Annotated in this window: 19 protein-coding genes; 11 read left to right on the top strand and 8 right to left on the bottom strand. The window is 64.3% G+C overall.

What is annotated here, in order from left to right; translation table 11 throughout:
* Nucleotides 1-319 precede the first annotated feature (319 nt).
* Together RMP10_RS08090 and RMP10_RS08085 are read right to left on the bottom strand one after the other, a co-directional pair.
* Nucleotides 320-1,531, bottom strand: coding sequence for a hypothetical protein (locus tag RMP10_RS08090; protein ID WP_310569836.1), 1,212 nt, complete (start codon nt 1,529-1,531; stop codon nt 320-322).
* The gene (locus RMP10_RS08085) at nt 1,528-3,840 is read right to left on the bottom strand and encodes a GWxTD domain-containing protein (RefSeq protein ID WP_310569835.1); all 2,313 of its coding nucleotides are present in this window, start codon (nt 3,838-3,840) and stop codon (nt 1,528-1,530) included. Before RMP10_RS08085 ends, RMP10_RS08090 begins: the two co-directional genes overlap by 4 nt.
* Before the next feature lie 172 nt (nt 3,841-4,012).
* Here RMP10_RS08085 and RMP10_RS08080 point away from each other — a divergent pair, with 172 nt between their 5' ends.
* From RMP10_RS08080 to RMP10_RS08045, 8 genes are all read left to right on the top strand, one after another.
* On the top strand, nt 4,013-4,681 hold the full coding sequence (locus tag RMP10_RS08080) for an autotransporter outer membrane beta-barrel domain-containing protein (protein WP_309670665.1): 669 nt from the start codon (nt 4,013-4,015) through the stop codon (nt 4,679-4,681).
* Nucleotides 4,682-5,224: 543 nt separating this feature from the next.
* Nucleotides 5,225-8,545 carry a SusC/RagA family TonB-linked outer membrane protein gene (locus RMP10_RS08075; RefSeq protein WP_309670666.1) on the top strand — a complete coding sequence of 1,107 codons (3,321 nt, stop codon included), beginning with the start codon at nt 5,225-5,227 and terminating at the stop codon, nt 8,543-8,545.
* 67 nt (nt 8,546-8,612) lie between these two features.
* A complete protein-coding gene (locus RMP10_RS08070; protein WP_309670667.1) occupies nt 8,613-10,253 on the top strand; it encodes a hypothetical protein in 1,641 nt (546 codons plus the stop codon).
* A 44-nt stretch (nt 10,254-10,297) separates the two neighbouring features.
* Nucleotides 10,298-10,753, top strand: a complete 456-nt coding sequence (locus tag RMP10_RS08065; protein ID WP_310569834.1) for a hypothetical protein — start codon at nt 10,298-10,300, stop codon at nt 10,751-10,753.
* 71 nt (nt 10,754-10,824) lie between these two features.
* Nucleotides 10,825-11,664, top strand: a complete 840-nt coding sequence (locus tag RMP10_RS08060; protein ID WP_309670669.1) for a DUF4397 domain-containing protein — start codon at nt 10,825-10,827, stop codon at nt 11,662-11,664.
* 50 nt (nt 11,665-11,714) lie between these two features.
* Nucleotides 11,715-12,446, top strand: a complete 732-nt coding sequence (locus tag RMP10_RS08055) for a carboxypeptidase regulatory-like domain-containing protein (RefSeq protein WP_310569833.1) — start codon at nt 11,715-11,717, stop codon at nt 12,444-12,446.
* A gap of 43 nt (nt 12,447-12,489) precedes the next feature.
* Nucleotides 12,490-14,394: a CocE/NonD family hydrolase gene (locus RMP10_RS08050; protein WP_310569832.1), complete on the top strand. Its 1,905-nt coding sequence runs from the start codon at nt 12,490-12,492 to the stop codon at nt 14,392-14,394.
* A 9-nt stretch (nt 14,395-14,403) separates the two neighbouring features.
* Nucleotides 14,404-15,723 (top strand): CitMHS family transporter, encoded by a 1,320-nt coding sequence (locus RMP10_RS08045; protein WP_345785786.1) that lies wholly within the window; start codon nt 14,404-14,406, stop codon nt 15,721-15,723.
* A 220-nt stretch (nt 15,724-15,943) separates the two neighbouring features.
* Here RMP10_RS08045 and RMP10_RS08040 read toward each other — a convergent pair whose 3' ends face one another.
* Nucleotides 15,944-17,128 (bottom strand): glycosyltransferase N-terminal domain-containing protein, encoded by a 1,185-nt coding sequence (locus RMP10_RS08040; protein ID WP_310569830.1) that lies wholly within the window; start codon nt 17,126-17,128, stop codon nt 15,944-15,946.
* A 137-nt stretch (nt 17,129-17,265) separates the two neighbouring features.
* Nucleotides 17,266-18,024, bottom strand: a complete 759-nt coding sequence (locus tag RMP10_RS08035) for a thioredoxin domain-containing protein (RefSeq protein ID WP_310569829.1) — start codon at nt 18,022-18,024, stop codon at nt 17,266-17,268.
* Nucleotides 18,025-18,167: 143 nt separating this feature from the next.
* On the opposite strand from RMP10_RS08035, the gene RMP10_RS08030 reads away from it, so the two are divergent.
* The 3 genes from RMP10_RS08030 to RMP10_RS08020 are packed head-to-tail and all read left to right on the top strand — an operon-like array spanning nt 18,168 to nt 20,496.
* The gene (locus RMP10_RS08030; protein ID WP_310569828.1) at nt 18,168-19,076 is read left to right on the top strand and encodes a TPM domain-containing protein; all 909 of its coding nucleotides are present in this window, start codon (nt 18,168-18,170) and stop codon (nt 19,074-19,076) included.
* An 8-nt stretch (nt 19,077-19,084) separates the two neighbouring features.
* Nucleotides 19,085-19,840, top strand: a complete 756-nt coding sequence (locus RMP10_RS08025) for a nucleotidyltransferase domain-containing protein (RefSeq protein WP_310569827.1) — start codon at nt 19,085-19,087, stop codon at nt 19,838-19,840.
* Entirely contained in the window at nt 19,837-20,496 is a 660-nt protein-coding gene (locus tag RMP10_RS08020; RefSeq protein ID WP_310569826.1) for a LemA family protein, read from the top strand. The genes RMP10_RS08025 and RMP10_RS08020 overlap by 4 nt, the downstream gene beginning before the upstream one ends.
* A gap of 16 nt (nt 20,497-20,512) precedes the next feature.
* On the opposite strand, the gene RMP10_RS08015 is transcribed toward RMP10_RS08020, so the two are convergent.
* Genes RMP10_RS08015 through RMP10_RS08000 form a run of 4 tightly spaced genes read right to left on the bottom strand, consistent with a single transcriptional unit; the run spans nt 20,513 to nt 24,385 of the window.
* Nucleotides 20,513-21,457, bottom strand: a complete 945-nt coding sequence (locus tag RMP10_RS08015; RefSeq protein WP_310569825.1) for a prepilin-type N-terminal cleavage/methylation domain-containing protein — start codon at nt 21,455-21,457, stop codon at nt 20,513-20,515.
* Nucleotides 21,457-21,891 (bottom strand): prepilin-type N-terminal cleavage/methylation domain-containing protein, encoded by a 435-nt coding sequence (locus tag RMP10_RS08010; protein ID WP_310569824.1) that lies wholly within the window; start codon nt 21,889-21,891, stop codon nt 21,457-21,459. Before RMP10_RS08010 ends, RMP10_RS08015 begins: the two co-directional genes overlap by 1 nt.
* Entirely contained in the window at nt 21,888-22,463 is a 576-nt protein-coding gene (locus RMP10_RS08005; RefSeq protein WP_310569823.1) for a prepilin-type N-terminal cleavage/methylation domain-containing protein, read from the bottom strand. The genes RMP10_RS08010 and RMP10_RS08005 overlap by 4 nt, the downstream gene beginning before the upstream one ends.
* 50 nt (nt 22,464-22,513) lie before the next feature.
* Nucleotides 22,514-24,385 carry a hypothetical protein gene (locus tag RMP10_RS08000; RefSeq protein ID WP_310569822.1) on the bottom strand — a complete coding sequence of 624 codons (1,872 nt, stop codon included), beginning with the start codon at nt 24,383-24,385 and terminating at the stop codon, nt 22,514-22,516.
* Nucleotides 24,386-24,471: the final 86 nt, after the last annotated feature.

The raw sequence follows: 24,471 nt of genomic DNA, 5'->3' as shown, positions 1-24,471 counted from the left end.
GGGGTGCTTTACCCCCCCGTGGCAAAAACCCCCCGCCCCCGCCTCTCTCGGCGGGCCGCGTTTTGGCCCCACGACTGTTCGATCTTCATGCGGTTCATCCGCGATGATTCGCGCAAATTCGCGGTGAATGCTGTTCGGTGCCTGGTTAAACACACGGCTTTACCGCGAATCAACGCGGACACGGCACGGATGTACCCGTCGCGCGGCGAGGCGTCAGTGCGACGAGTCGAAAGCAATCATGTTCTTGATGCGGTTCATCCGCGATGATTCGTGCAAATTCGCGGTGAATGCTGTTCAGGGGCTGGCCAGACACACGGCTTTACCGCGGCGTATCCGGATACGTGACGCGATTCAGCGTTCCTCGGCCGCGGTCGCCAACCCAGATACCATTCTTCGCATCGACCTTCAGTAACGTGGCGAAGGGCAGGTCGCGCGATACGCCGAGCACGGTTGGCGTGGGGTCGAGAGCGATGCGCACCAAGCCGTCGGTGCCGCCGGCCACCAGCAGCGTGCCGTTGTAGAATGCCAGGTCGTACGCGAAGCGTGGCTCGCTCTGCAGACGCACCGGCGTGATGATGCCGCCGCCCGCGTCGCCGCGGCGCCATGCCGTCACGCCGGCCTCGCCCAGGGCCACCGCCACCCAGTCGCGCGAGGACGCGATAGCGCGCACACCAGCACCCGTGCTGATGCGCTCGGCGATGCGCAGGCCACTGCCCGTGGTTCCGTCCAGCCGAAGCAGCGCCGAGTCGGTACCTACCCACCACGACGCGGAACTCTCGTCGTACGCGGCGCTGATGGCGGGGGTGCCGATATCGATCGAATCGCGCACCGTCGCGCCGCCGCGCTGCGACTCGACGGTGACGGCGGCCCCGCGCGCGGCCAGCCAGCCGTCACCACCCACCGCAATGGCCGTGATGGCCCCGTCCAAAAGGCGCGACGCGGTGCCCGCGCGGCTACTTGTGCCGTACAGCGCCACGTCGCTGCTGACCAACAGTCGTTCATTGCCCGGCAGCAGCGCCACATCGCGCAGACCGCGCAGTCCGACGCCCCGTCGGCGCAACGCGCGCGGCTTCGCCTCGGCCGCGAACAGCGAGACACCACTGTCAGAAACGATCGCGATCAGCGAATCGCGCAGCGACATGCCATTCGGCATGGCCGGCAGCACCGCGACCTCGAGTCCGACGCGATCCCGTATCCCCACCCGCGGTCGCTCCGCCCGGCGCTGGGCATCGATCTCGCGCGCGAGAAACAATCCCGTGATCGCGCCGCTCAAACTCAGGAACGGCATCGCGCAGCCCCACGGATCGCACGACGGCGGCACCGCCTTGTCCACGACGCTGGAGTAGCCGGCCGCGAGGGCAACGCCCACCAGCCCACCGACCACCGTATAGCGCAGTCGACGCACCGGCGATCCGGCGGCCTCGTTGTCAGCGCGTTGCGCCAGCACGGGCGATGCGGCGCCCACCAGGAGCAGGCAGGCGACCGCGAGCGACCGTCCCCGCGACACGATGCGTCCCTTCGATTGCGTCATTTCCCGGATTCTCCAATGGAGCCGATGGTGAATTCGCGCGACACCAGCGCCCGACGGTCGCTGCCGATCTCGCGCACCAGCACGTCGAGCCGATAGCGGCCGCTCGGGGCCGTACCCATACCGATGGACGTCAGTAGCGGCACACGATCGCGACCGTCGAGACGTTCTGTTCGGTTGAACCGCATGCCGAGTTGCTTGTCACCCTCGGGCGTCAGTCCTACAACGTCAGCAAGGTTTCCCATCCATCGCTCGATGATTGGCCCTGAGCGATTGATCTCCAGCAACGTGACCGCCAAGGTGATCTCGATCTGCACATCGCCTCGTGCATCGGCGCGGAGACCATACGCCTCGACATACAGCGAAAAGGTGTCTCGTGGTGCGATGCGCGTACCGTATAAAGGACGCACGCCCGCATCAGCCAGTGACCGCAGTGCACGGCCCATGCCTTCGGGTGTGCGCGTGCCGAGCAAGACATCGCTCAATGCGAGGGACGTGTCGCGCATGGCGGGCAGCGTGACCGAGACATTGGCCCGCGCCGCGGCCGACTGCACGCTGGGGTCGACCACTTCGATACGCACGCGGTGGTCGCCGACCGGCAGCGTGTCGAGCCGGAGATATTCCACGGGGCGCGACGCCGGAAGCGCGACCGTGACCTGCTGTGAGTCGACCATTCGCAGGCGATCCGGCGATCCGCGGAACGACCGGATCGACAGCTGGCCACGGTCGATCTCCACTCCGTCATAGAAGCGCGCTGGCCGCGCAGCGGCCGCCGTGAGCACTTGGTATTCACTGGCGCTGCGTCCACGAAAGCGTGCCACCTGCACACTCATCGAATCGACGCGTGTTCGGGCCGCCATCTCGTCGAGTCGGAAGGGCTCATCATTGCGACGCTGATCGGCGACGTCGCGAAAGTCGCCAGCGAAGCCCGCCGAGTTCATGGCCGGCGGTCCGGCGAACACGAATTCCAGCTCGAGCGCCGGATAAGAGAAGACCGTGACGATGCGACCGGTCACGTCGCGCGCTGAAATGTCATTCGCTGGCGGCAGCAACACCTCCACCGGCGGCTCGCCATAACGAATCACGATGGTGCCGCGATCGGTTCTCCATCCACGCACGCCTTGCTCGGCATCGTCGTAGCGCAGCATGGTGACGGCGACACGGGCGAAATACTCGAGCTGTGCTTCATTCTCGGGCGTGCTGATCAGCGGATCGGCCGTTTCCCAGAACGAACGGACGGTGGCGTCACGCGCGGTGTCGTTCAGCCCCGCCACGCGCACACTGTCGCCGCGCGTGAGCAGTCGGGAGATATCGAGCAGGTCGCGACGCTCGCGCGGGGACAGCCGGGCCAGCCCCACGGAAAAGGCCCGTTGCGCGTCGGCGGGCGCACTGAGCCTGGCGGCAGCGAGTCCATCGGCGAATGCGACCGTCGCCACCGATGCCACGTCCGCCTCGCCGGGAATCGGGTTCGGATGCCGGATGTCGTACTCGCGTGTGAGAAACGGTGCGGCCACGGCCCGCATCTCGGGGTAGCGCTGTTCGTCGTACAGCAGGCCAAGCAAACCGACCCCGCTCGCGACATGCTCGGGATCGACCGAGAGGGCCAATCGGTAGAGCCGGTCGGCCTCGGCGCGATCGGCAGCACCGGCGTTGTCGATGGGGCGAATCTGATGCTCGAGAAACTCACGCACGTAGTGCAGGCGGTTCCGCGCGGCATACTGATCGAAGAAGATGTTCGCGATATAAACGTGCCGCTTGCGCGTGGTGCGGTATCGTCGCTCGTACAGACGACCGAACTCACTCGATGACTCGGCGATCATCGTCGTGTCGGCTGCGGCGACGGCCACCGTCACGGCCTTGCCGAGCAGTCGCTCGGCGTCGGCTCGCAACAGCGGCGTGCGCAGCCGCAGCCGTGCGAGTTCGAGGAGAAATCGCGCATCGCGCGGCGCCAGATCGGCGCCGCGATTGAGCAACCGCCAGGCGAGCACTTGGCGCGGCGTATTGTTGAAGCCCAACGACGTCGTACGCGTGAGCAGGCGCCCACGCTGGTAGAGCGCCTCGACATTCCGTGGGGCGCGATCGGTCGCCCGTTCGAGCGCTTCGAGCGCCTCGGCGGTGTCTCCCTTGGCCACGAGGGAGAGCCCCTGCCGAATCAGCGAGTCGATTTCGGCCGAGGATGCCGCGGGGCGTTCCTGCGCGCCCACCGTTGGCAGCGGACGCACGGTGATCGCGGCCACCGCCACACACAGCGAATGCAGCAGGTGGGTGGACCAAAGCCGAGCCTGGGTGGTAAGAGGCGCGAGACGCGTCACTGAAGAGAGAGACTGCCGGATCGGATTCACAGGGAAGAATCTGTGGGCCGTCACACGCGTAGTGAACTGCACGACACGCGTTCGTCCCGACTTGCTGTGGCGAACCACGGTGGGCTGGCGTTGATTTCTGCCGATTCCTTTTCTGACTTTCCTGTACCCCGGAGCCTGATCGATGATGACGTTGCGTATGACCGTGGCCTTCACGCTTGGCGCGGTGGTGGCCGCCTGCACCGTGACCGAACGCGCTGACGCGCAGGCGTCGAACTATCCGTCCATGCAGGTGCCCACCGCGTCAACGCGGGACTATACCGCTGCGGTGTCGAGCGGTGCCGGCACCACGGCGCTGTTCCAATGGCGCGAAGGGTGGCAGCCGCGTCGGCATTGGCAACTCGATGCCGGTCTGACCGACCGGAAGGGCAGCGACAACCTGGCGTTATTCGTGGGCGGTGGAATCGGTCAAGAGCTGACGCGAGCGCGCGGTGATCAGCCCCTCGATCTGCTCTTCACGGCGGGCGCGGGCGCGGCGTTCGGTGGTGGCTACACGTTGGTCCGTATCCCGATCGGTGTGAGCATCGGGCACACGTTCGATCTCGAGCAGGGCATGGCCATTACGCCGTATGTCCATCCCCGTGCCTCGGTCGACATCGCCAGCAGCGGTGGTCGCAACGACGGCAGTCAGTCGGAGGTCAGCTTGAACTTCGACCTGGGCGTAAATTTCCAGGTGAACTCGCAGTTTGCCGTGCGGGCGGCGGCGGCGTTCACGGGCTCGGAGCTCGCCGGGGCGCAGGACACGTTCGCCATTGGATTCAACTGGACGCCGGCGCCGCTATCGCGTCGCTGAGCGTCGGCCAATCCAATCCTCGGAAAATAGTGATCATCGATTGACGGCCAGCGCGGCCAGGGCTAAAGCCACTCGTCGTCGATGACTACAAAACACACCGCGCCCGATCGATTTTCTTCGATCGGGCGCGGTGTTTTGTCACAGTGATTCCGTCCGGTCCCTCGTTCTGTGATGCGGCATTGCCGACATGTGACGCGAACGGTACTATTGCGGTTCTAATGGTGGGACAAGAAGAACGGTCGGGGGGACAATCCCGAACTCGGTCGCCTCGTCCCATGCGGACAGCGCGTCCCTCGTCCCTCGACATCCACCTTCGCGATCAACCAGCATGCGCGCCTCGCCGCGCTGCAGCGGGTTGTCCGCCAGGTTTTCGGTTGGTGTTCCCCGGCGCGCACGCGATTCGCGCGAGCGACCGGTGCAGTACCCTGGCTGGCTGTCCTCCGCGGAGGCAGGTGGTCGGGTTTGTCGGCCGGCGGGATCTCCACTCCCGCCGGTGAGCTTTCTCTCCCCCGTTTCCGGCTTCAGATGCGCCGAGGGCTGAGCATGTCGAGATTTATGCGGTGGCTGTCGCAGGTCCCTATCGCCGTTGCCCTGTTGCTGATGCCCGTCGTGGCGCAGGCACAGGGTCCGGCCGTTATCACTGGAACCGTGAAGAGCGAGTTCGGTGATCCCATTGAAAACGCCAACGTCTACATCGTTGAACTCGCCATCTCGGTGGGTACCAACGCGGCGGGTCGCTTCACCATGACGATCCCGGGCGATCGCGTGCGAGGGCAGGCGTTGCAGCTTCGTGCCCGCGCGATTGGCTACAAGGCTGATGCGAAGCCCATCACCTTGAAGGCGGGCCCGCAGTCGTTTGACTACACGCTGGCGAAGGATATCAATCGCCTGCAGGAAGTCGTCACCACCGGTGTGACCGCCGGGACGGAGCAGAAGAAGCTGGCCTTCTCCGTCGCGCAGGTCAGCGAAAAGGACATGCCGGTGCCGGGTTCCAACCCGCTCTCGCAGCTGCAGGGTAAGGTGGCCGGCGCCAACATCGTGTCGGCCTCGGGCCGCCCGGGCACGGCGCCGGCGATCCTGTTGCGCGGCCCCCAGTCGATCAACGCGACGGGTCGCGGTCAGGACCCGCTGTACATCATCGACGGCGTGGTCTCGCAGGGTGGCCTGCAGGACATCAATCCGCAGGACATCGAGAACATCGAAGTCGTGAAGGGTGCTGCCGCTTCCTCGCTCTACGGCTCACGCGCCGGCAACGGTGTCATCCAGATTACGACGCGCTCGGGTAAGAATCAGAGCGAAGGCGTGAAGTTCCGCGCCAATGTCGAATACGGGTTGTCGGATATCGAGCGCGAGTACGAGTATCCCAGCACGCACTTCATGCTGATGGACGAAACGGCCTCCCGTTTTTGTGTCGCCGTGTCCGGTGCGGCCGACTGCTCACGCACGGTGGACATCTACCAAGAAGCGTACCGCATCAACAACGACGGTAACGAATTCTCCTTGCCGGCCGCCACGTTCAGTAATGACGGTGGCATTGCCCGGAATCCGGGCGCCTTGCTGTCGCGCACGCTGTTCCAGGTGAACGAATTCCCGAAGGTCTACAACCCGATCGGACAGTTCGTCACCAACGGACAGGTCATCAATTCGACGCTCGATGCCACGGGTCGCGTGGGGCGCACCAACTTCTTCACTTCCGTCAATCAGTTGCGACAGGAAGGCTCGGTGAAGCTGCTGCCGGGATACACGCGTAACTCTATACGCATGAACATCGACCAGCAGTTGGGTGGCAATGTGAACTTCTCGTTGCGCTCCAACTACTCCAACGCCCTCGACTACAACAACGGTGCTGGCTGGTTCGCGCTTACGCGCATGCCCGCCTTCGTCAATCTGTTCGCGACCGACTCGAAAGACCGGTTGTACATCCGCTCGAACCCGAATGCGCAGGGCCTTGGGAATCTCAATCCGGCGTACAACGCCCAGAATTTCCAGCCGCTCAACCGCATCGATCGGTTCGTGGGCAACGCCACGGCGCGGTGGACCCCGCTGAGCTGGCTCGATGGCGAGTTCAACTTCGGCTACGATGCGCGTAACAACTTCCAGGAGTCGCAGCAGGATCGCGGCTACCGCACGGCGGCGCTGAGTGCTACCAACCTCGGTCAGAATCGCCGGAGTGCCAATCGGTCGTATTCGCTCAACGCCTCCGGCAATGTGTCGGCGCGCAAAAGCTGGTTCGACGAAAACCTGTCGTCGCGCCTCACGTTGCGGTACCTGTACGAAACGCAGAACGATATCGGCCAGTCCACGGGCGGCAACAACATCGCCGTGCCGGGCTTGCGTGACCCTGACGCCACGATTCAGGAGTTCTTCACCTCCGGATTCAACGAAACGGTTCGTCAGTTGGGTTTCTTCACCAACCTCGACCTCGACTACAAGGGTCGTTACATCGTAGGCGCCCTGGTGCGTCGTGACGCCGCCTCACTGTTTGGCGCGGCAAACCGATGGCAGACCTACGGTCGCGCCTCGTTCGCCTGGCGCCTGTCTGATGAGCCCTGGTTCAACGTGAACCAGATCTCCGATCTCAAGTTCCGGTATTCGATTGGGCAGGCGGGTAACCGCCCGAACTTTACGGCGCAATACGAAACCTTCACCATTGGTGCCGGTGGCGCGCTCAACCCGAATCAGTTGGGCAACAAGAACCTGCGGCCCGAGGTCTCCACGGAAAAGGAGATGGGAATGGACCTCGAGCTGTTCAGCAAGTACGGGCTCACGGTCACCCACTCCAATAACGTCATCAACGACCAGCTGCTGCAGCCGCCGCCTCCCGCCGCGGCCGGCTTTGCCAGCCAGTGGACGAACGCGGGCCAGCTCACCAACAATACGCTCGAAGTCTCGCTGAACGTGCCGCTCGTGGCTTCGCGTCACGTGGATTACTCCGTGCGCTTCAACTACGATCGTACCACGTCGGTGATCTCTCGACTGGACATCCCGGAGTACTTCCAGACGGCCGATGGCTTCCAAGGCTCCGAGACGATGTTCAAGATCGTGCAGGGCGGAAACATGGGGCAGATCTACGGCCGCAAGTTCGTCAAGGAATGCGGTCAGCTCCCCGCCGACTTCCAGGCGCGGTGCGGCTCGGGCCTCGACTTCCAGCGCAACTCGGACGGTTTCGTCGTCTACGTGGGACAGGGGAACACGCTCGCCGACGGCATCACGAAGAATTTGTGGATGACGCGCTTGCCGGCAGCTGACGCCCCGTGGAAGGGTGGCACGACCGCAGATGCGCTCAACTGGGGCTTCCCGATCCTCGAGCGCGATGCCAACGGCACCGTGCCCGTGTTGCCGGTCGGCAACGCGATTCCGGCCTTCCGGTGGTCAGCAGCGCAGAACTTCCGCTACAAGCGCGTCACCGCGTACGGCCTTCTCGATGCAACCGTGGGCAAGGACGTCTGGAATCGCGCGCGCCAGTGGTCGCTTGGCGACTTCATGCACCGGGATGCCGACCAGGCTGGGAAGTCCGTGGCCGACGCGAGGCCTATCGGCTACTACTTCCGGGCGGTGTCGACCGGTGGTATCGGCGGCTTGTACGACGTGCTCGCACCGAACAACAACACCACCGAAGATGCGAGCTTCGTCAAGATCCGTGAGCTCTCGGTAGGCTACCGGGTTGGTCCGATCGCCGGCATCGGCAATTGGAACGTCGCGTTGATTGGTCGTAACGTCTTCACGTTCACCAAGTATCAGGGCTTTGATCCCGAAGTTGGCGTTGGAGGCGGGTCGCTGGGTTCCGGTGTGTTGAATGCCATCGACTCGGCGAGCTTCCCGAATCTTCGCACCTTTACCTTCTCGCTCAGCACGAGCTTCTGACCCTGACGTGGGCAGCGCGCCCGGGACCTCCCGCGGCGCGCTGTGCACAGCCTCTTGAGGATATTCGATGCGTACGCACGTTTCGCAGTATATCGCGGGCAGTGGTGTGCTGCTGGGGCTCATGGCCTGCAGTGGCGACTCACTGAACGTCGCCAACATCAACAACCCGGACGTGGCGCGCGCGTATGCCACGCCGGCGGGTGTAGAAGGGGTCGTGGGGGGGCTCGGTGTTCAACTCAACAATCCCCAGCGCGCCACCGAATCCGTCAACACCCAAGCCAAGATCTTCGGCGGGGAGAACATCGCGTCGGTTGCCAACTTCGGCATGGCCGCGCGATCGCAGATCCCGCGCTCGGTGATCGCCAACGAGCTCGGCAACGACAATCAGGTCGGCAATCTTGCCAACTTCAATTCCTTCTCGCGCGTCTCACGCACGGGTTCGAATGCGGTTGCCGCGATCAATCGCCTCGCCACGACGGGGCAGACAATCGGGAGTCCGGCGCAGGACGCCCGCGCCAAGGCGTTTTCTTTTCTGATTATCGGCCAAGCGTTGGGCAATCTGGCGCTCGCCTACGACTCGGCGGCGATTGTCACACCGGCCACTCCCACCGATGAGGTGCCGGGTTTGTCGGGAGCGGTTGCCGTGGCCACCGCCGCGCTGACCATGCTGGATTCCGCCATCGCCATCGCCAGCAGTCCGGCCGCGACTACTGGTGCCAACGGCTTTCCACTTCCCTCCACGTGGATCAGCGGCGTCTCCCTCACGCGTGACAACTTCGTTCGTCTCGCGCGCTCGTTGAAAGCGCGATACCGCGCGGGCGTGCCGCGCACGCCGGCCGCGCGCGCCGCGGTCGACTGGAATGCCGTGATCGCCGATGCGACGAACGGCATTGCGGCCGACCATGTGATCTCACTGGGCGGAACGACGGGCTGGACCGCGGCCTATGATTTCTCGCAGATGTATTCCGTCGGTGGTTGGCACGCGTTGCCGTACTTCTATTTCGGCATGGCCGACGTATCTGGCGCGTATGACGCGTGGTTGGCGACGCCGGTGAACGCGCGTCGGAACTTTACGGTCGTGACGCCCGATCGTCGCTGGCCGACGGGCGCGACGCGCGCCGCGCAGCAGGCCACCGCGCCAAGTCCAGCGCCGCCGGCCGGTGTCTACATGCGGAATCGCCCCACCGGCGAAGATGTCCCGCTGGTGGGCCCGGGCGATTCGCAATACGACTACCGTCGCTACGGCACTCAGTTCCTGGCTGGATCGATCGGCAACTACGTCGACATGTCCAAGACCGAGATGGACATGCTGGCGGCCGAAGGATACATCCGCACCGGTAACCTTCCGGCCGCCATCGCCCTCGTGAACGTGTCGCGTGTGCGCAACGGCCTCGATGCGATCGGCACCGTCGCGAGCGCGACCGCGCCGTATTCGACCAACCTGGCGACGTGCGTGCCGCGCGTGCCGCAGGCGCCGTCGTTCACCGTGACTGGTTGCGGAAGTCTCCTCGAGGCGATGAAGTACGAGAAGCGGATGGAGACGGCCTACAGCGGCTACTTCATCATGTTCTCCGATAATCGTGGCTGGGGCGATCTGGTCTCGGGTACGCCGGTGGAATGGCCGGTTCCGTACCAGGAGATGCAGGCGCGACAGAAGCCGTACTACAACGGCACGAACCGTTCTGGTGTGAGCACGTACGGATTCTGATGCTGGCGCGTCCAACGCCTCCTCCCGCACGTTTTCGTACCGTGATGGCGAACCGCGCAGTCTTCGCGCTGTGCGGGCTGGCGCTCGCGACGCAGTTCGGGTGCTACTCGTTTCTCCCACTGCAGTCCACACCGCCGAAAATCGCCGAAGAGGCGGGCATCGTGATCAATGATCGCGGTCGCCTGCTTCTCGGTGATCGGGTCGGCTCGTCGGTCGATCGCATCGATGGAAAAGTGATCAGTCGCCAAGACGGATCGATTGTTATGGACGTGTATCGCGTGACGGATCTGCGCGGAAACTCGGCCACCTGGACCGGTGAACGAGTATCCATTCCGGAAGAGGCCGTTCTGGGATATCGGGCCCGGAAATTTTCCAAGTTCAAAACGCTCATGCTGGTTGGTGCAATTACCGTCGCGATCATGACAACGCTCGCTCGTTCGCTGAACATCTTTGGCGATCCGGCTAGTCTGCCAACCCCCGAGCCACCGATTTCATCCTGAGTCACCGCGCGCTACGGCGCGATGACTGCGTTGCTGGTTCCTATTTCGCTTTCTCTCGGAGTTCAAGCCATATGCGGCTCTCCCGATTTTCCCTTCTTGGCGTGGCAGTATCGGCGATGGTCGGTTGCACTGAGCCCAGCGATGAGCCCACAAGACCGAACACGCCGCCGCTCGCGTTTGTGCGCTACATCAACGCCGTGCCCGACACGCTCAGCACCACCGTGCGCTTCATTGACCAGGTCGCGTACTCGCCGATCACCTTCGCGAACGTGGCGTTCCGGAGCGTTGGTCAGGGCAACTACCAGCCCACCGAAGCAAAGGCACGCAAACTCCGCGTGTTTACGTTCAGTGCTGACGTATCGGCGGCCGGAAATACGAACATCCTCGTAGACACCACCCTCACCTTCGAGGCCGGTAAGTACTACACACTCCTGCACCTCGGCTACGCCCGCCCCGGCTCAACGCCGAAGCAGCGACTCGTGGTGATCAACGACGTGTTGCCGGCCACGCCCGCCGGTATCGCGTTTCGCGCCATTCACGCCGGCCTCGACGTGGGTAACGTCGATATCTACGCCACGCCGACGACCACGGACGTCATCACCGGCACCCCGTTGCTTGCGAACGTGGCACTGAACACGGTGTCGGCATACCTCCCGCGCGCGACGGGTGCCTTCGCGGCTCGCGTCACCGCGGCCGGTTCCACCACGGCGGTCATCAGCGCCGCCGCTCCGGCCGGTACCGCCGGTAGCGCTTCGGTTGACCCGCTTGCTGGCGCCACCATCGCCGGCTCGATCATCACGGCGATTGCCTTCCCGGCAACGCCCGCGAACTCGGCCGGCGCTCGGTTCACCACGCCGGGCGTGGTGTACTACGTGGACAAGCAGCCGCCGCGTACAACGCCCAACCCGTAGCAAATACGGTTGTGCGTCTGGACGGCAGCAACACCACAGCGACCGCGAACGTGACGAAAGTCTCGGTCGCGGTCGCTGTGTTTTGGGCGATGCTGTCTCTTCCCACCGCCACCGCGCAGGCGCAGATACTTCGGGGCTATGCCAAGAATGCCGGCGACGAGCGGCCGCTCGATCAGGCTCGCGTGATGGCGCTGCTGCGCGATGGCCGCTCCATTGGTGCCACGGTCACCGACGCCAACGGCCGCTTCCAGTTCCGCGTCAACAGCGGCGGAAAGCCGTTCTCGATCTCGATCACGCGTATCGGTATGGAACCGACGCTATCCGAAGAGATCACGCTGGGGACCAGCGACACGATCGACGTCAACTTCAATGTCGTGGAAACGGGCATCCGCACCGACACGGTGCGGGTGAAGTCCACTCCGTCCTTGAACGACATGCGACTCATGGAGGCGCGCCGACGCGGTTGGCGCATTTTTCCGCCCGTCGAAGTAGAGAAGCTGCGCGAGCGCGCCAATTCCTTCGAAGATCTGCTGCGCTCCACTGGCTATCCAGGCTTCGTCGTGCCCAGTCGTCGCGATGACTGCATCCGCTCCACGCGCTACAATCGCTGCCTCACGATCGTCTTGGATGGAATTCCGCTCAGCGGCAGCAATCCGAGCATCAATCCGCGCGATGTCTACTTCTTCGCCCTACTGGGCAAGACGGAAGCCGCCGTGCAGTTCGGCGATCGCACGCCCTGGGGCGCCATTGTGATTTACACGCGGGCCAAAGGCGACCGGTAGCGACGACATACCGTGCGCGGCAAGTTATCGCATGCCTCGATTCATGCGACTTCTTCTGCTTGCTGCGCAGTTCGCAAGCGCCCCGTCAAACCTCCGTGCGCAGGTCCCCGCCGCCGATGCGTCGCGCATGCCGCCACCCGGCTGGGTTGGATCGCCGAAGCAATACGATGCACTCAAGGTCTCGGCCGACCTGATGATCCCCACGCGCGACGGCAAGCGCATGGCGACCGATGTGTATCGACCCGCGCGAAATGGCGTGCCCGTCGCACAGCCGTTACCCGTTCTGCTGAATCGCACGCCGTACAATAAGGCGGCGCTCGCCGAACTGGCCATGTGGTACGCCGAACGCGGCTACGTCGTGGCGTTGCAGGACACGCGCGGTCGCTACAAGTCGGAAGGCACGTTTTCCAAGGTGCAGCCCGCCGACGCGACCGACGGCTACGACGTCATCGAGTGGCTCGCGAAGCAGCCGTACGCCAACGGTACCGTCGGTATGTGGGGCACGTCCTTCTCGGCGCACACGGCCGCTGGCGCCGCGCAGTACAACCCGCCGTCGCTCAAGTCGGTAGTGCTCAACATGGGCGGCCTCGCCAACGGCTGGGACCATGGCGTGCGCTACCGCGGCACGTACGAAATGGGACGTCAGCTGACCTGGGCATGGAGCCAGTTGCTGGCCGACGCGCGCTCGCCCGATGTGAAGGCGTTGCTCACCAAGGAAAAGGTCGAGGACTGGTACAACGTGCAGCCCATGCGGCGCGGGCTCAATCCGCTGTCGGTTGATTCGCAATACGAAGGCTGGTACTTCGACTTCTTCGAGCATGCCGACTACGACGCGTATTGGAAGGATCCGATGCTTGCGTGGGACGAACACTACGCCGAGACCTCAGACATTCCCATGATGCACGTGGGAGGCTGGTACGACATTTTCACGGCCGGCACGTTCAAGAACTTCACCGAACTACGCAAGCTGAAGAAGACGCCGCAGCGCATCGTGATCGGCCCGTGGACGCATGGTGGCAACAACCGCAGCTACGCCGGCGACGTGGCGTACGGTGATAGCGCGGGTATCGTGGATTTCCTCACCGACTTTCATCTGCGCTGGTTCGATCACTACCTCAAGGGCGTGCCGAATAGGGTCGATAAGGATCCGGCCGTTCGCGTGTTTGTCATGGGAAGTGGAGACGGGCGGAAGGATGCCAACGGACGTCTGCTGCACGGCGGATACTGGCGTACGAGTCACGCTTGGCCAGTGACCGGCACCCGCATGGTGCCGTATTACTTCCATGCCGACGGCTCCCTGCAGTCCACGAAACCGAAGGCGCTGCAGTCGAAGACCACCTACACGTTCGATCCGCGCCATCCGGTGCCAACCATCGGCGGGGGCGCCTCGGCGCGTCTCAAAGACGGGGCGTACAATCAGCGCGAGGACCCGCGCTTTCCGCCGTCAGCGGCACCATGGCTCCCGCTGCGTTCGCGCGCCGACGTGGTCGTCTTTCAGACCGAACCGCTCGCCGAGGACATGACGGTGATCGGTCCCATCACCGTAAAGCTCTTCGCGTCTGCCACCACGGTGGATGCCGACTTCACGGCGAAGCTGGTCGATGTGTATCCGTCGAGCACGGACTGGCCGGGCGGTTTTGACCTCAATATCACCGACGCCATCGTGCGCGGTCGGTATCGGGCCACCCGCGATCATGCCGTGATGCTGCAGCCGGGCCGCGTGTACGAGTTCACCATCGATCCGTTTCCCACGGCGAACGTGTTCAAGAAGGGACACCGCATTCGGGTCGACATTTCCAGCAGCAATTTCCCGCGATTCGACGTAAATCCGAATACCGGCGAGCCGCTGGGCAAGAATCGTCGCATGGTCACCACCGACATCTCAATTCAGCATAGCGCGACGTATCCGTCGCATATCGTGCTGCCGCTCGCCCCCGCACGACCGTAACCGGCCATGCTGCTCACGCTGCTCGCTTACGGCATGGTCGTCGTCTTCATGACGCTGATCATGACCAAGAAACTCTCTCCGCTCACGGCGTTGATTCTGGTGCCGGTCGCGTTCGGCATTGCGGGCGGCTTCGCCCCGCAGCTCGGGGAGATGATGGTCGCCGGCATTGCGAAACTGGCACCCACCGGCGTGATGCTGATGTTCGCGATTCTGTACTTCGCGATCATGCTCGACGCCGGCCTGTTCGAGCCGTTCGTGCAACGCCTGATCGTGCTCGTGCACGGCGACCCGATGAAAGTGGTCGTGGGCACGGCGGTGCTGGCACTGCTTGTGTCACTCGACGGTGATGGCTCGACGACCTACATGATTACGACCGCCGCCATGCTGCCGCTTTTTCGCCGGCTGGGCATGAGGCCCCTTGTGCTGGCCTGCGTGACGATGATGGCGTCCGGTGTCATGAACACGCTGCCGTGGGGTGGACCGACGGCGCGAGCGGCCAGCGCGCTCTCCATCGACGTAAGCACGGTATTCGTGCCGATGATTCCGGCCATCGTCGCCGGCGTCTGCTGGGTGCTCTACGCATCGTATCGGCTCGGTTTGAGCGAGCGCCGTCGCTTAGCCGCGATGGGGGCATCATCGACGGCGAATACACAGGTGTTGCTCGAGGAACTCGCCAATCCCGATATCAGCGAAGACACGCTCCATCGTCGCCCTGATCGCCTGCTTGTCAATGCGGTGCTCACTGTGGCGCTGCTGGTCGCGCTGATCGCGGCGGTGCTGCCGCTGCCGGTGCTGTTCATGATCGGCTTCGCGGTGGCCTTGCTGCTGAACTACCCGACGATCGATGAGCAGAAGGCCTTGCTCTCACGACATGCCGGCAACGTGCTGGCCGTGGTGGGGCTCATTTTCGCCGCCGGCATTTTTACGGGTATTCTGTCGGGTACGAAAATGGTCGACGCGATGGCCGACAGCGTGATCCAGCTGGTTCCACCCGTACTTGGTCCGTATCTCGCGATCGTGACGGGTGTGCTCAGCATTCCCTTCACGTTTTTCATCTCCAACGATGCGTTCTATTTCGGCGTGTTGCCTATTCTCGCGAAAGCGGGGCAGGCGTACGGCATTTCTGCGGCCGAGATGGCGCGGGCCGCATTGATCGGACAGCCGGTGCATCTCCTGAGCCCGCTCGTGCCGTCCACCTTCCTGTTGGTCGGACTCGTCGGCGTCGATTTCGACGATCATCAGCGCTACACGCTCAAGTGGGCGCTCGGCTCCGCCGCCGTGCTGTTGCTGGCGGGGCTGGTGACGCTGGTGATTCCGCTGCGAGGGTAGCGTGGTGCTCGTGTCGCGTGCGGATGACCTCGTTCATTCCGAGAGTCTGTAGGTTCACGCGAAGTTCGCGAAGAACGCGAAGGCGCGCGAAGAAAAGCATAACATTTTCATTTTTGTCTTTGCTGTTCTTCGCGCACTTCGCGCCCTTCGCGTGAACCAGCGATGGTTGTAGCAAACGCGGAGTCATCCGTAGGCACACTTACCGAGCATCACTCCGCCGCTAGATCTGCTCCCGCAACAACCGCTGCACCAGACGCACGGACCGCTCCGTAGCACCGAGCTCACGCTGAACCAACGCCAGAGCCGCAGCTCCGGCAACAGCACATGCGGGCCGCTCGGACAGCCACTCCCGCAACGCCGCCGCCGTCTCGCTCGCATCGCCCACCACGCGCGCCCCGCCGGCGGCGATCAGCAGCCCCGCCTCGCGGCTCATGTCGTGCCCCGGTCCGAATAGCACCGGTACGCCGAACGCGGCTGGTTCGATCACCGAGTGCAAACCGGCCGGGTGAAAGCCGCCCCCCACGAAGGCGACATCGGCGAGGGCGTAGAGATCGCCCAGCACACCGATGCGATCCACCACAATCACATCGCTCTGTGCCGCGGTCGTGTCCGACTCCGCCTGCGCCAGCAGCGTGCATGACAGGCCCGCCACTCGCGCCCATTCGAGAATCGGTGCCACGTGCGCCGCCGTCGGCTCGTGCGGCGCGATGATCAGGCGCGGTCGCGTGGCGGCATCGCCGTCGCGCACGAAGCTCGAGAAGGCGCGCAGCAGCACCGCTTCGTCGGCCGGCCAGGTGGAGCCGGCAACCAGCGTGGCGCGCGCGCTGGCCAGCGACTGGAGCATCGGCCGCTGGCGATCCACCCCCTCGGCGCGGGCCCACACCTGATCAAATCGCGTGTCACCGGTCACCTCGAGCACCTCGGGGCGCACGCCGAGGGCAAGGAGTCGGTTCGCGTTGGGCTGATCGATCGCCCCGACGCCTGAAAGCGCGCTGTACGCGTCGCGGAGCAGGAGGCGGGCCGACGTCCCTGATCGGCCCGATCGGGCCGCCAGCGTGGCACTGAGGAGCGCGACGGGGATCCCGCGCATCGTCGCGCGCTCCACCAGCATCGGCCAGACGTCGAGCTTTACGAAAACCAGCACCGTGGGCTGCAACGCATCGAGCATGGCGTCGGCTTCGCGGCGCCCATCGAACGGCAGGTAGTCCGTGATGTCGGCGCCGATCGACGGCGCAAATTGCTCGGCGCTGGGCGAGAAGAACGTGTAGGCGAGTTGCAGCTCAGGGTGGAGCGCACGGAGTCGGTGCGCCACCGGGCGCGCCTGGAGCCCCTCGCCCACCGACGGAGCGTGCATCCACACCAGTGGTCGGCTCGGCGATCGAACCGCACGGCTGGCGGCGGTCACCCGCTCCAGGAGCCCGCCACGGGCCGCCAACGAGCGCCACAGCTTCGAGCCGCTGCCGGGGGCCAGCCGCGTCGCGACCCGCGCGGCGACACGCGCGGCAACTACGCCCGCTCCGTAGACAGAGCGGACCAGCGGGTTCAGCGCGTCCTCCTCGACTTCGCCACCGCCAGCGCCGTATCGATCGCTTTGCGGAAATCCTTGTACGGCAAGGCGCCCTGCACGAGGAACTCGCCGACAAGGAAGGAGGGCGTGGATTGCACCCGCGCCTGGGTGGCCTGTCGCTCGTCATTCTCGACCAGCATGCGGATCGCGTTGGATGTCCGGCAGCGGCTGAACCCGGGCATATCGAGCTTCAGCTCGCGGCCGATGTCGTCGAGTTTGGCCGTCGGATTGTCGATGGGCTGAAACGCTCGCTGCTCACGAAACAGTGCGTCGGCATACTCCCAGAACTTGTTCTGTACCGCGGCGCACATCGACGCCTCGGCCTGTGCCTTCGCGTGGCGATGAATCGAGAGCGGCAGATGCAGATACGCCAGGCGGATCTTGCCGCCGTCTATGTAGTCGCGCTTGAGGTTCGCCATCGACGAGTCGTGCCACTGCTTGCAATACGGGCACTGGAAGTCGCTGATCATCACCACCCACATGGCATCTTCACGACCCATCAGACGGCCGCGATCGGCGCGCTGAATGGTGATGGAGTCGGCGAGCGTGTCACCGAATGCGCCAGGACGCGTGGCCGCCGTGGTTTGCAGCAATGGCGACGCGGTCGTCGGCGTCGTACCGCTCGGCTCGGCAGCCGCACTCGCCACCTTGCTGGCGTCGCGTCCGCAGGCCGTCAGGGCAGCCAGGCAGAACAGGAGGGCCGACAGGCGGGACGCAGAGCTGACTCGGGACATGAATTCTGGATCGGGATGGAGACCATGAGCGCGTAGCCAAGCGAAATCTAACGGGTTCGATGATGTCGGCACTGCTCGTGCAATGAGCGTCGGGCATGACACTGAATCCCTGCGGTGGCCGTAGGGACTGTATCTTTCACTTCGTGCGCATCCTCTTGATTCAACCCGACAACTGTCGTCCCACCGCCCGTGTGCTGCGGCGCGCGCGGCATGTGACGATGTGGCTCCTCGCGGCGATCGTCCTTGTCGCCGGATCGCCGGCCCGTGCGTGGACTCAGGTGGCGGCGGCTGGTCAGCCGCTCCCGACGCCGGTGGGCTACGTCAACGACTTCGCTAAGGTGCTCACGCCCGATGCCGCGGCCCGCATTGAAGAGCTTGCGAAACGCGTGAACGCGGCAACCCGCGGTGACATGGTGCTCGTCACGCTGCCGTCGCTGGGCGGTCGTCCCGTGGAAGAGGTGGCGTTGCGGCTGGGCCGGGAGTGGAAGGTCGGCGCCGACGCGGCCATCGGTGATCAGGCGCGCAACGCCGGTGTGATCATCTTGCTCGTACCCAAGGAGACGTCGGACGACGGCCGCGGCTATTGCCGCATCGAAACGGGGCAGGGCACCGAGGGTTTCATCACCGACGCCATGTCCGGCGACATCTGCCGCGAGCAGACGCCCCGATTTCGCGGGCAGGACTATTCGGGCGGGCTAGAAGGCATCGCCACCGATGTGGCGGGTCGGTATGCCGCCAATTTCGGTGTCACGCTGGATGGTGTGCCGCCGCCGCAGCAACGACGACGGCAACCGCAATCGCAGGGCATTCCGCCGTTCATGGTGGTGCTGGCCTTGGTGATTCTCTTCTCGCTGCTCAGTTCCTTCGGTGGACGGCGCCGCCGCGGTTGTGTGGGCTGCATTCCGATTCCGCTGCCGGGCCCGTCGTCAGGCGGGTGGCATAGCGGTGGCGGTGGATTCGGTGGTGGCTTCGGCGGCGGTGGTGGCGGTGGGTTCGGCGGATTTGGCGGTGGCGGCGGATTCAGTGGTGGTGGTGGCGGCTCCAACTGGTGAACAGATCTATGGCTCGTGCTTCGATGTCTCTCGATGATCTCGTCCAGCAACTGCGTCAGGTCCACGGTGACGCGCTGCGGGCGGCAGTACTGTACGGATCGGCCGCCAGCGGCGAGCAGGTGGTCGGGCACTCCGATTTCAATGTCCTCGTGATCGTCTCGGCGATCGATCTGCCCCACATGCGCAGTCTCGGGCAGACGATGCGCGCCTGGCAGGAGGCTGGGAATCCGCCGGTCCTCGTGCTCACCGAACAGGAGTGGCTGCGCTCTGCAGACATCTTCCCAATGGAATACGCCGATATCCTCGAGCGCCATCGTCTGCTGCATGGCACGCTGTCGCTGAGCGATTTGGTGGTGGACCCCCAGCATCTGCGCCTGCAAACAGAGCAGGAAGCGATGGGAAAGCTGTTGCGCCTCCGTCGTGGCGTCATGGTCGCGGGCACCGACGTGGCGCGGCAGACCGATCTCCTACGTTCCAGCTACAGCGCGCTGCTCGTGATCTTTCGCGCCGTCTTGCGCCTGCACGGCATTAAGCCCGAGCGCGACGCGACGCGGGTGATTCACGATGTGGCCGCGCAGTGCGGTTTCGACGCCGCGCCGTTCACGTCGGTCTCGGCGCTCGTGCGCGGCACGCCGTTCACAAGTGGCGAAGCGGAAACCGTGCTGGCGGGGTACGTACGCGGTATGGATGTCCTCGTCGACTATCTCGATCGATTCACGCCGCCCACGGCGGCACCCGCAGTTCATTCTCCAGTCCAATCATGAGGAGCCCCATGGTCACCACGCAGCTTTCGGGACGTCCGTCCAGTCCGTTCTCCTGGTCACGCCTCGCTTCGCGTACGGTCTCACGCGTGCGCGTGTTGGCGGTCGCCCTCGCGTTGCCGCTCGGCATGAATGCCTGCGGTTACAACACGATCCAGTCGTACGACGAACAGGCGGCGCAGGCCAAGCAGAACATCGATGCGCAGCTGCAGCGACGCGCCGACCTGATTCCGAATCTCGTCAACACGGTGAAGGGATTCGCGGCGCAGGAAAGTGAAGTGCTGACCGCGGTCACGCAGGCCCGAGCGGGACTCGTCGGTGCCCTGCAGAAGCCCGGCGGTTCCGATCCGACGGAATTGGCGAACGCCAACCAGCAGCTCACGACCGCGCTTGGTCGACTCACCGTGACGGTCGAAGCGTATCCCGAGCTCAAGTCGAACGAGAACTTCCTGCGTTTGCAGGATGAACTCACCGGCACCGAGAATCGCATCGCCGTTTCACGCACCGACTACAACGGCGCGGTGCGGTTGTACAACGAATACATCCGCAAGTTTCCCGCGGTCCTCACCGCGAAGGTGACGGGCTCCAAGCCGCGTACGTACTTCGAAGTCACCGACGCCGCCTCGCGGGCGGCGCCGACGGTCGATTTCAAGAAGTAAACGGAGGGTCGCCCCGTCACATCTTGTTCTTCTCGTAGAGCAGGTTGCGCGGGGCGACGCGCCACTCGTACCACCGGGAGACCGGATTGCCGCCGTTCACCGCGGGGTCGCTGCGATCGCTCTTGATCTGCGTCCGAATGCGAACACCCATGACGTCATTGCCATCATTCGTGGTATCGGCGTCGAGACCATCGTAGGTGGGATGCTCGGCGCCGGACACGAACACCAGTCGGCTCGTGAACGCCTGCACGCCGGTGGCGATCACATCACCGTCCGGCGCCCCGGTGGATTTGAGCCGCTCCGCGCGCATCAGTTCCTTCGTGGACAGGTTGCGCCAGTACATGACCGCATGCAACCGCTGAATCGTGGTGCCCGATCGCGACAACAGCAGGTTGTCGATGCCGGCGTCGCGGTTCACGAGCCGTGTGGCGGGCAGGAACTGGATACGGAAAAGTCCCGTCCCTTGGTTCGCGACGCTGGTCAGCAGCAGCAGTCGCCGCGTCGTACCGACCTGCAGTCGCACCAGATCGCCTGCCTTCACGTCGTACGCGCCGTCGACCTTCTTGAAATCGATACAGGTGGCGCCGCAGGTGCCTCCGGGCGGATAATTCGGCAGCGTGTCCCCGTCGTCGAAAATCGGATAGACGGGGGCTTCGGCGGGCTCGAAGGGCACGGACAGCACAGAGACCGTGTCGCCCGTCGCGCCGAGCGCCGAGAACACGGGCGTGCCGACCATGGCGATGCCCGCCTCCTGGACATCGCGGGCAATCGACAGTCCGACGAAGCGTGCGCCGCGATCGACCCCTTCGCGAACGGTCCACGAGCGACGGGTCTGCCAACTACTCAGCGAGAAGGCCGTCGCCGAGGCGATCACCACCATGCCGATCGTCATCGAGATCAGCACTTCAGCCAACGTGAAGCCACGACGTGCGCGTCGCAGCGAGGCGAGTCCTGTGCGCATTATTGCGCTCCTGAGAGGCCGTTGCCGCGAAACAGCAACGTCGTGAGCAACACGGGCGTGGCCGCGCGAGGATAGTCGACCTTCACTTCGATCTTCACGAGATTCTGCCGCGTCTCCGTCACCGTCATGGTACGGACATAGGGGCCGCTCGCGTCCGGCGTCCCTTCGGCGCCGAGACGCACGGACGATTCCGTTTGGACGAGCCACGGATCACGCGTGCGCACCTGTTCGAGATAGGATCGACCGATGGCGATGGCGTTGGTCCGATTCTGGGCCAGCGTCTGTAACTTGATCGTGCTGGCATTTGCGCTGGCCAGCGAGGACAGGCCAACGGCGAGCAAAATGATCGCGACGATCATCGACACCAACGTGAAGCCCCGGCGAGCTATATGCGCTGTCTGCGCCAGACTTCGGCGAGAACTGATGCGGATCATTGCCAGCCTCCCGCCTGCGTGTGCGTCCAGAAGCGCACATTGCCCGACGGGGTCACCTGCACCGCGACGACGGCATAGGGATCGTTCTGGCTGGCCAGATACACGACGCCGCGTGTCCCCATCGGCATGGTCAGTCCTCGTGAGTCGAATTCGATTCGCCCGTCCGGAAAACCGACGGCGCCGGATCCGGCGTCACCGGGAATCGCACCGGCTGCACCGCGGCTGTACTGAATGCGCGCGGGGAGTTCACGCACGCCGAATCCGCGCAACGCCTGCCACTCGGCGTCCGACTCGGCGATCGTCCCGTTGCCGTCTTCATCGAGATAGCCGCCGTACGTTCGCGTGCTCGTCTTGAACGCCACGCGCACCATCTCACGCGTCGAGAGCGCGCGGGTACGAGCGACGTCCACGTCCTGCGCGAGCTGCATGCCCGCGAGCTGGACTTCCGTCTTTTCGGAGATACGGAATTTGGGCAGGATGATCGCCATCATGATGCTGACGATCGCGACGACCGCCAGCAGCTCGATGATGGTGAATCCGCGTGGCGCGCGGGGGAACGTGTTGCGTGACATACGAATCCCGGGGAAACCCCGATTGTCCAGTGAGGCGTGCACGGCCGCGGTCAGTACAGCGGTCGGAAGGCGGTCTGGAGCACGGTGCCGACTGACGGCGTGCCCGGCGGAAGCCGTTCGGGGAAGCGGAAGTTCACGTCGAAGCTCCATGCCCGAGTCGGGGCATCGTAGTAGCCTCCACCCGGCGCACCGGGACTGTTTGGGTTCGTGGAGTTGCCCCACAGCCCGAAGGCGAAACGACTCTGATAGAGTGAGACCAGCGATCCGGTGTACGTGAACGTCACACCGCCCCAACCTTCGAGAAACCGCGGTAGATTCTCCAGGCCGCCGCCATAGGGAGGCGCTCCGCATCCGGCGCGCACATAATCGCACGGTGTAGGCGAATGTCCGACGAGGAGCGCCGCTCTGACGTTCGTCGGGCGCGCGGTGCGCTTGGCATAGTTGGTCTGCAGCGTGTCGCACCAGCCGGCCTGCGCACTGCAGCGTGTCGCCAGCGATCCGGGCGTCTGTGCCATGGCCGGATTGGGGGGATTCGACAGGAAGGTGATAGCGTCGCCCATGATCGCGGCCGGACGCCAGACGATCGTGTTGTAGTCGCCAAGCACATACATCGGCCGTTCGGTGACCATGCTGAGGCCACCGGTGTCGGCAGAGATACCAGGCTTCGGTAGCTGGGCCCCCTGGCGGAGGCGCACGGCCACGTAATCCTTGTTGGTATTGCCGCCGAGATTCGTGAAGTTGACGTAAATGATCCGCGGCGAGCGGGCGGCTTTCGACGCGTCGCTCCAGATGCGCAACGAGTCCATGTGGATGTCGAGCAGATCGGGCCGCAGATCTTCGCGGCCTTCGTAGAACGCGTTGCGTCGCGGCTTGAAGATCTTCGCGCAGGCGGCGGCGTCCGGTACTTGCAGGCCGCCGGTCCGCTCCTGCACCATGAAGTTGGTGCACAGCTGCGCCTTCATCGTGTTGGTATCGACGATATCGAACACCGCCGCATTCACGGTGATGTACCAGTCGGACTTCCATGCCATCTTGACGTCTTGCACCATCGGACTGTCGCCGACACTGCGCGGCTGCACGAGCGTGACCGCCGGCACGTTCGCCGGCAGCGGCAACTTGAGTGGACGCACACCCTGCGCCTTCGACATCAGTCGGCCGTTGAAGCGCACCTCACTGCGGGTCTTGAACGCCGGCTCCGACAAGCTGCGAGAATCGAAGTCGAGCAGCACGCCCGTACCGGCCGCGTTGTTGATGCGCACCCCGGCCAATCGATTGTTGGCGTCCTTCCGGTTCCAGAACACGCTGTCCGGCGTGGTCAGATTGCTCTGGAACGTGGCACTCGCCGACGACAAGAAGAGATTGCCGTTGGTGTGGACCCATCCGGCGAAGGTCATCGGTGCGCCCGGCAGAATTTCCAGGTCGTCCTCGTAGAACACACCGAACTGGAACAGCGGAATCGTCTGCGCATTCACCGACAGCACCGCGGTCGCCTTGTTGCCCGACGTGTCACGCGCTGAGACCGTGATGTCGATCGGCTGGTTCAACGAGTAGAGGCCGGCGAAGGGCCCGGCCGTGATCGTGCGCGATACGGGCACGCCGGTCGTCGAAGTGCTCTGTGTCATCCGAAAGCCGGTGATTTCCGGCTTCGTGATCGACGCGATGTCCTCGCCGTTGATGATGCCGTCCTGCATCGCCGCGTCGAGTTGCGACATGATGTCGTCGGCGCCGCCCTCCGCGGCGTAGCTTGCCCGGGCGCCCCGGTAATCGGCATTGGACGTCCGGGCGATCGTCGTCACGGCGGATAACCCGGCGAGGACGATGATGGAGAACATCACGAGCATCAGCAGCACCACCTCGAGGGCAAAGCCCTTACGGAGGCGAAGTCCGGCGGGCGGTGACTGCGTAGTCTGATTTGACGTCATGGCACTTCCTCTGGCTTAGGATCGGTACGCCAGATGAAGTACGATTCATCCATCGTGAAGGTAATTTCACAAATGGTGGCAAATCA

Origin of the sequence: Gemmatimonas sp., from assembly GCF_031426495.1 — a bacterium.
Lineage (GTDB): Bacteria > Gemmatimonadota > Gemmatimonadetes > Gemmatimonadales > Gemmatimonadaceae > Gemmatimonas.
This window is presented reverse-complemented; position numbering and strand designations above follow the sequence as displayed.

What these genes read in the sequence shown, in the direction of transcription:
- RMP10_RS08025 (WP_310569827.1), top strand. Translation starts at nt 19,085, where the DNA reads ATGGCTCGTGCTTCGATGTCTCTCGATGATCTCGTCCAGCAACTGCGT.
- RMP10_RS08005 (WP_310569823.1), bottom strand. Translation starts at nt 22,463, where the DNA reads ATGTCACGCAACACGTTCCCCCGCGCGCCACGCGGATTCACCATCATC.
- RMP10_RS08070 (WP_309670667.1), top strand. Translation starts at nt 8,613, where the DNA reads ATGCGTACGCACGTTTCGCAGTATATCGCGGGCAGTGGTGTGCTGCTG.
- RMP10_RS08020 (WP_310569826.1), top strand. Translation starts at nt 19,837, where the DNA reads ATGAGGAGCCCCATGGTCACCACGCAGCTTTCGGGACGTCCGTCCAGT.
- RMP10_RS08015 (WP_310569825.1), bottom strand. Translation starts at nt 21,457, where the DNA reads ATGCGCACAGGACTCGCCTCGCTGCGACGCGCACGTCGTGGCTTCACG.
- RMP10_RS08065 (WP_310569834.1), top strand. Translation starts at nt 10,298, where the DNA reads ATGGCGAACCGCGCAGTCTTCGCGCTGTGCGGGCTGGCGCTCGCGACG.
- RMP10_RS08080 (WP_309670665.1), top strand. Translation starts at nt 4,013, where the DNA reads ATGATGACGTTGCGTATGACCGTGGCCTTCACGCTTGGCGCGGTGGTG.
- RMP10_RS08090 (WP_310569836.1), bottom strand. Translation starts at nt 1,531, where the DNA reads ATGACGCAATCGAAGGGACGCATCGTGTCGCGGGGACGGTCGCTCGCG.
- RMP10_RS08060 (WP_309670669.1), top strand. Translation starts at nt 10,825, where the DNA reads ATGCGGCTCTCCCGATTTTCCCTTCTTGGCGTGGCAGTATCGGCGATG.
- RMP10_RS08010 (WP_310569824.1), bottom strand. Translation starts at nt 21,891, where the DNA reads ATGATCCGCATCAGTTCTCGCCGAAGTCTGGCGCAGACAGCGCATATA.
- RMP10_RS08050 (WP_310569832.1), top strand. Translation starts at nt 12,490, where the DNA reads ATGCGACTTCTTCTGCTTGCTGCGCAGTTCGCAAGCGCCCCGTCAAAC.
- RMP10_RS08035 (WP_310569829.1), bottom strand. Translation starts at nt 18,024, where the DNA reads ATGTCCCGAGTCAGCTCTGCGTCCCGCCTGTCGGCCCTCCTGTTCTGC.
- RMP10_RS08075 (WP_309670666.1), top strand. Translation starts at nt 5,225, where the DNA reads ATGTCGAGATTTATGCGGTGGCTGTCGCAGGTCCCTATCGCCGTTGCC.
- RMP10_RS08000 (WP_310569822.1), bottom strand. Translation starts at nt 24,385, where the DNA reads ATGACGTCAAATCAGACTACGCAGTCACCGCCCGCCGGACTTCGCCTC.